4 protein-coding genes are annotated in these 6236 nt (G+C 57.3%); 2 read left to right on the top strand and 2 right to left on the bottom strand.

The genetic code is table 11. The features are described from left to right. Window positions 1–43: 43 nt before the first annotated feature. The gene (locus HMPREF9334_RS09960; protein WP_156792932.1) at window positions 44–1216 is read right to left on the bottom strand and encodes an MFS transporter; all 1173 of its coding nucleotides are present in this window, start codon (window positions 1214–1216) and stop codon (window positions 44–46) included. A gap of 223 nt (window positions 1217–1439) precedes the next feature. Here HMPREF9334_RS09960 and HMPREF9334_RS09955 point away from each other — a divergent pair, with 223 nt between their 5' ends. Beyond that, on the top strand, window positions 1440–3008 hold the full coding sequence (locus tag HMPREF9334_RS09955; RefSeq protein WP_006693341.1) for an AbgT family transporter: 1569 nt from the start codon (window positions 1440–1442) through the stop codon (window positions 3006–3008). Between the two features lie 12 nt (window positions 3009–3020). Beyond that, window positions 3021–4277: a peptidase T gene (gene pepT / locus HMPREF9334_RS09950; protein ID WP_006693340.1), complete on the top strand. Its 1257-nt coding sequence runs from the start codon at window positions 3021–3023 to the stop codon at window positions 4275–4277. Window positions 4278–4389: 112 nt separating this feature from the next. On the opposite strand, the gene HMPREF9334_RS09945 is transcribed toward pepT, so the two are convergent. Then, the gene (locus tag HMPREF9334_RS09945; RefSeq protein WP_006693339.1) at window positions 4390–6210 is read right to left on the bottom strand and encodes a M48 family metalloprotease; all 1821 of its coding nucleotides are present in this window, start codon (window positions 6208–6210) and stop codon (window positions 4390–4392) included. Window positions 6211–6236 lie beyond the last annotated feature (26 nt).

The following is a 6236-nucleotide window of genomic DNA, read 5'->3' as shown; positions in this document are numbered from 1 at the left end:
TCCATACGGATGGCGTTTTTTCATGTGTATTTTCAACCAGCCGTCAGGCCATCCTGCGGAACACATAGAAACCGACGAAGGCCTGAACGAGGCTGAGTGCAGCGAGCATCCCGAACGCAGTCATGAGATTTGTCGCCGAGGAGACGAATCCGATCGCGGCAGGACCTGCGAGAATACCGAGGTAGCCCATTGTGCTGACGGCGGAGACCGCCGTACCGATGGGCATGACAGTCTGCCGCCCCATCAGCGAAAAGAAAACAGGCACGATGTTCGCACTGCCGATGCCGATGGCGAAGAAACCGAGATAGAGGAGCGCATCCACGGGCGCGAACATGACGAGCAGAATCCCGACAAATGTGAGGAGCGCACCGCCGACGGCAACGGGACACTGTCCGATGCGCAGCACAACACGGTCACCGAGGAAGCGCATGAGGAGCATCGCCCCCGAAAACACGGAGAACCCCACGCCCGCGAGAGAGAGATCCATGCCGCGCACCGTCGTCAGGTAGACACCGCTCCAATCCATCACTGCGCCCTCGCTGAGAAACGCAATAAACGCCGTAATGCCGACGAACACGACGATGCCGCGCGGAATCGCGATCAGCGAACCGCCGCCCCCACCGTAGGGGATCAGGTGTCTGCCAAAAAATGCCGTAAGTACGAGGATCAGTGCCGATGCGATTGCCGTGGACTGAAACGCCGTCAATCCGAGGATACCGACCCACACGCCGTACAGGCCGGCACCGACGAAGCCGCCTAGGCTCCAAAACGCATGCATACCGCTCATGATGCGCCGACCGATCTCCTTCTCCACAATGACCGCTGCGACATTGATGACGACATCAATACAGCCCATCAGCGCACCGAATACAAAGATGATGGGCACAGCGATCCAAAAGTCATTCACCAAACAGACCGACAGCAGCACACCTGCGTATAGGACGCCCGCCGCCACGAGTACGCGGCGGCAGCCGAGACGCGCCGAGAGTGCACCCGAGAGCGGCATCGTCGCGAGCGAACCGATGCCGATGCACAGCAGCAGGAGCCCCAGCACATCATCACCAATGGCAAGCCGCTCGCGCAGCACAGGTACGAGCGGTGCCCACGAGGCCGATCCGAATCCTCCGATAAAGAAAAATGCACGCGTTGCGTTTGCCTCGCGATCCCCGATCACCCGCTTGCGCTCTCCGACATCCGTCATATCCCATTCCTCCATAGATGCGCCGTCCCCACGACGCGAAAAACTTTTGCCATTCTATCACAAGGGCAAAACGGATTGCAAGAAGCACAGAAATGAAATCACCTTGTTATTGTATTCACATTCTTTGAAAAGGAGTTTCTCTATTCCTGTCGAAATATTCCTTAAATGTTTTGTTTTCCCAGTCTTCTATCACCCGTGCGGTTATCGAAGGACGGGCAGCTCTACAGGAGGGATATGTATGCCAAATGAATCACAGAGCGGCACATTGCCGCACAAACAGGAGGTCGGCGGTATTCTCGGATGGATTGAGCGGATGGGCAATCGGATTCCTGATATCACCATGCTTTTCATCTGCGCCTTCGTCATCACCTGCATCGCATCTGCAATTTTATCCCAGATGCACTTTGACTATGTGCATCCATCGACGGGGGCACCGATTGAGGTCACCAACATGCTGAGTCCTGCCTCACTCGTGACACTCCTCACAAAGATGGTGACGAACTATACAGGCTTCCCCCCGCTCGGGATGGTCATTGTGGCGACGCTCGGCATTGGCATAGCGGATGGCTCGGGCTACATCAACACGGGGCTGAAAAAGATCCTCTCCGTCACGCCGAAGACGCTCATCACGCCCATTGTAATCCTCGTCGGCATGATCAGTCATCTCGCGCCGGACTCAGGATACATGATTATCATACCAATCGCTGCATATATGTTCTATGCAACGGGCAAGCATCCGCTCGCTGGCATTGGAGCCTCGTTCGCCGGCATTGCGGGTGCTTTTGCCGCCAACTACACGCCGTCGGCAATCGACCCCGTCATTCAGGGATTTACACAGATGGCGGCGCAGATCATTGACCCGACCTACGAGGTCAATGTACTGTGCAATTACTTCTACGCATTCGGCTCGACCTTCATCGTCATCGCCGGCTGTTGGTGGGTGACAGAGCGCGTCGTCGAACCTTGGTGTCGCAAAGCGTGTCCTGTAGACGATGACATCGACATTCCCGCGCAGGATTTTTCCATCACACCGCAGGAAAACCGTGCATTCTACATCGCGAGCTTCGTGCTCATCCTGCTGCTCGTCGGGCTTGTGCTCGCGCTTCTCCCCGCCGACTCACTTTTGCGTGATCCATCCGGCAACATAGCCAGCTTCAAAGCACCTGTCATGCAGTCCATTGTCGCGATCATCTTCCTTCTTGCGGCAGCAACCGGTGTCGTCTACGGCATCATCAGCGGTAAATTCCGCAGTTCCAAAGACTTTACAAAGTCCATGGAGGAGATCACCAAGACGCTCATTCAGCTCATCGTATTCTACTTCTTTGCCGCGCAGTTCATGTATGTGTTCGGCGCATCCAACATCGGTGCACTCATCGCCATTGCGGGCGCAGAGTTCCTCAAATCACTCGCGCTGCCGCCGCAGGTGACGATCTTCGGCATCATTCTCTTCGTCGGTATGCTGAACCTCATCATCACATCCGCCTCCGCAAAGTGGGCGATCCTCGCGCCGATCTTCGTCCCGATGCTAATGGCGGTCGGCATCGCACCGGAGCTGACACAGGCGGCATTCCGCGTCAGCGACTCTGCGGTCAATGTCTGCACGCCGATGTTCGCATTCTATCCACTCATTATTGTCTACTGCCAAAAATACTACAAAAACACCGGTGTCGGTACACTCAGCTCGCTCATGCTGCCGTACACCATCACGCTGCTCATCACGCTGACGATCATGCTCTACATTTTCTGGTGGCTCAATATCCCGCTCGGCTTTCAGGCAGACTATGTGTACCCGCGCGTGATGTTCTAAGGAGAGAATCCAATGAAAATTGAAGAAACCCTCATCGAACGCTTTCTCCGTTATGTCCGTGTCCCATCCGAGAGCAAGGCGAACGGTGGAAAGGTCGTCCCAAGCACCGAGGAGCAATGGGATATGGCACGCCTCCTCCAAAAAGAACTTTTGGAACTTGGGTTGAACGATATATCCCTGAGTGATAAATGCGTCCTGACAGCGCATCTGCCCGCCAATCTTCCGCCCGATGCACCGCATGTTCCTGCGATCGGGTTCTGTGCCCATCTGGACACGGTCGATGTCTCTCTCAGCCCTGTTGTAAAGCCGCAGCGCATCCGCTACGAGGGCGGCGACATCGTACTGAACGCGGAGCAAAACATCGTCATGCGGTCGGCAGAGCACCCTGAGCTTGCGCCCTATGTCGGGCAGGAGCTGATTGTCACCGACGGCACGAGTGTCCTCGGTGCGGACAACAAAGCGGCGATTGCAAACATCATGACCGCACTTGATACGCTCGTAGGCGATCCTGCCCTGCGGCACGGCGATCTGTACATCGCCTTTGTCCCCGATGAGGAATGCGGGCTTTGGGGCTCAAAGAATATGGATTTTACGAAGTTCCCTGTTGACTACGCCTACACCATCGACTGCTGCGCCCTTGGCGAGGTCGTCTACGAGACATTTAACGCGGGTTCGGCGACCGTTACGATACAGGGTGTGAGCGCACATCCGATGAACGCGAAGGGGGTGCTCGTCAACCCGACGCTGCTTGCCGTGGATTTCGTCAATCTCTTTGACCGCAGAGAGACACCGGAGTGTACGGAAGGGACGGAGGGCTATATCTGGTGTCAAAGCATCCGCTCCAATCCGACGACGGCAACCGTCGATCTGAACATCCGTGACCACGACAAGGCACGCTACGAGGAGCGCAAACGCCTCATCGCCGCCAACGTCGAGAAACTGCGTGCGTTAGAGCCGCGCTGCCGCGTCACCTATACGATCGAGGATACCTACGGCAACATCGCCGATGCCGTGACCGATGAGAATCGTCAGGCCATCGACAACATCTACGAGGCAATGAGAAGGCTCGGCATCGAGCCCAACACCATCGCCATGCGCGGCGGCACGGACGGCTCCTTCATTTCGACGAAGGGAATTCTCACGCCGAACTACTTCACGGGCGGTCTCAACTTCCACTCAAACTGTGAGTTCCTGCCAATCCCCTCCCTGCGCAAATCCTACGAGCTGACGATGGCACTCATCGCTCTTGCCTATGAAAAGGCGCAGTAAGGACATATGACAAAGTACGAAACGCTCTGCTACGCGCTGTGGCGCAGAATGGTAACCCCCCTCTAACAGACGAAAAAGACTGCTGCACATTTTTCGTGCAACAGTCACTCCTTCACTTCATATTGCCGTCCACCGGGCGGCTTTTTTCTTGCAATTTTTCCCGTATTTCCTTCTCGCGCTCCGCACGCACCTTCGCCTTGTCCTTCATCCGCTTCTCATAGGCTCGCTTGTCCACGGCTTCGAGGTATTCGTCGGGAATGCGTTCGAGTGCCTTTGGCTCGACACCGTAGAGTTTCTTGAAATACTCCTGCGCCTCCTGCGACTGCTCCATCTCGTCACAGAGCTCGGCCGCAATCAGATAGCCATATGGATTCTTCGCGTCTGTCTCGATCGCCTTCAACGCATCGGCAAGTGCACCTTCGCGGTCGCCGCGCATACGGCGCACATCACTGCGGTTCAGCCACGTCAGCACATCCTTTGGATCGTCCGCAACGCCCTTGTCCGCATCTGCACGTGCCTTCTCCCAGTCGCCCTGCACGGCATAGGCACGCGCACGGATAACATGGCTCTGCGCACGACTGTCATCGTTGGGCGAGGCAAAGACACGCTCCATCAGCATGAGCGCACGCGTGCTGTCGCCGTAGTCGCTGTAGGCATCGCTGTTCTCGCGCATCTTCCTGACCGCCTTTGCGTCGGCATTCTCCACCGCCGCGCGTTCTGCCGTGCGCGCGTCCGCACGCGCCTTCTCCGCCGCGTGCAGCTTCTCCCGTGCGCCGCTTACCGCCTCGCGTGCATAGGCATCATGAACAAGCGTTTGCAGAAGTACCCCCGCCTTTTCCTTTGCGAGGAAAAATACGAGGAGCTCATTCACGCGTGGGTCGCCGCTGATCGTCGCACCGCCATCCCGCGTTAGGGCAATCTGCCAGTCCTCTGCGCGGTCGCAGTCATGAAAGGCACGTGCGAGCGCACCTGCGACGAGGTAGGCATTCTCGGGGCTGTTGTCATAGTCCTCATCCGTCCATGTCACTGTGAGGAGGGGCGTCCCGTCAATGCAGACCGTCTTGCGGTCGGCGACAGTCACATGACCCGCGCTGTAGTCCGTCATAAAGCCCGCGAGCTTTTCCTCGCGCCGCTCCGTCGCGGGGTGATCCGAGAAATCATCCTGCGGCAGATCCTTCTGCGTCGGATCCTGATACTCCTGGAGATCCTGTGTCACATACGTCAGATAGTAGCCCATCCGTGCCATCGCCGCCGCACCGCCGCCGGGGTTGAAACCCGCACTCGTCATGATGCGGAAGCCGCCCTCGTCCGCCTCGTACTCTGTAGGGAGCGTTACATTTTTTGCAACGGAATACCCCACGAGAGCATTCAGCTTATTCCAGTCCATCAGACCGAAATTCATATTGAGAAAGCTCATCCCATAGAATTGCGCCGCCGCCTTTGCATAGTTGTGCGCGCTGTGCTGGCGCAGCCCGTGCGTCATCTCATGCCCGAGCACGGCGGCAATCTCGTCCACGTTGCCGCCGAGACCGCGAATGAGCCCTCGATTGATCGTTACGTAGTCCGTCGGGTAGCAGGCAGCGTTAAAGACAGAGCTATCCGTCAGCGCCCATGTAAAGGGGAGCGAGTTCACGCGCAGCACATAGTCGCCGTCCCGCACGAGCCGCTCCATAATGCCATCCACGAGCGCGATGTCGTTTGCATTGCGCGCGCGTCCGTTCTCCGCAATGTCCTGCCGCTCGCTCTGCACCTGTGCGTGAACATCGTTGCCGAGCGCGAGCACCGCACCGAGTGCCGAGTGGTACGCGCCAAACACACCGAGTGCCTGCGCCGCAATTCCCCACGCGTCGATTGCCTCCGCACGCGCAGAAGGAAAGAGTGTCGCCGCCGCAATCACGAGAACCGAAAGCATTGCTGCCGCTGTTTTCCGCATCGTTCACCTCACATTTCTATTGCGTA

The sequence above is a fragment of the Centipeda infelix ATCC 43532 genome, from assembly GCF_000234095.1.
In the GTDB taxonomy this organism is placed as follows: Bacteria; Bacillota; Negativicutes; order Selenomonadales; family Selenomonadaceae; genus Centipeda; species Centipeda infelix.
Note: the sequence above shows the minus strand (reverse complement) of the source record. Positions and strands in the feature narration are given on the sequence as shown.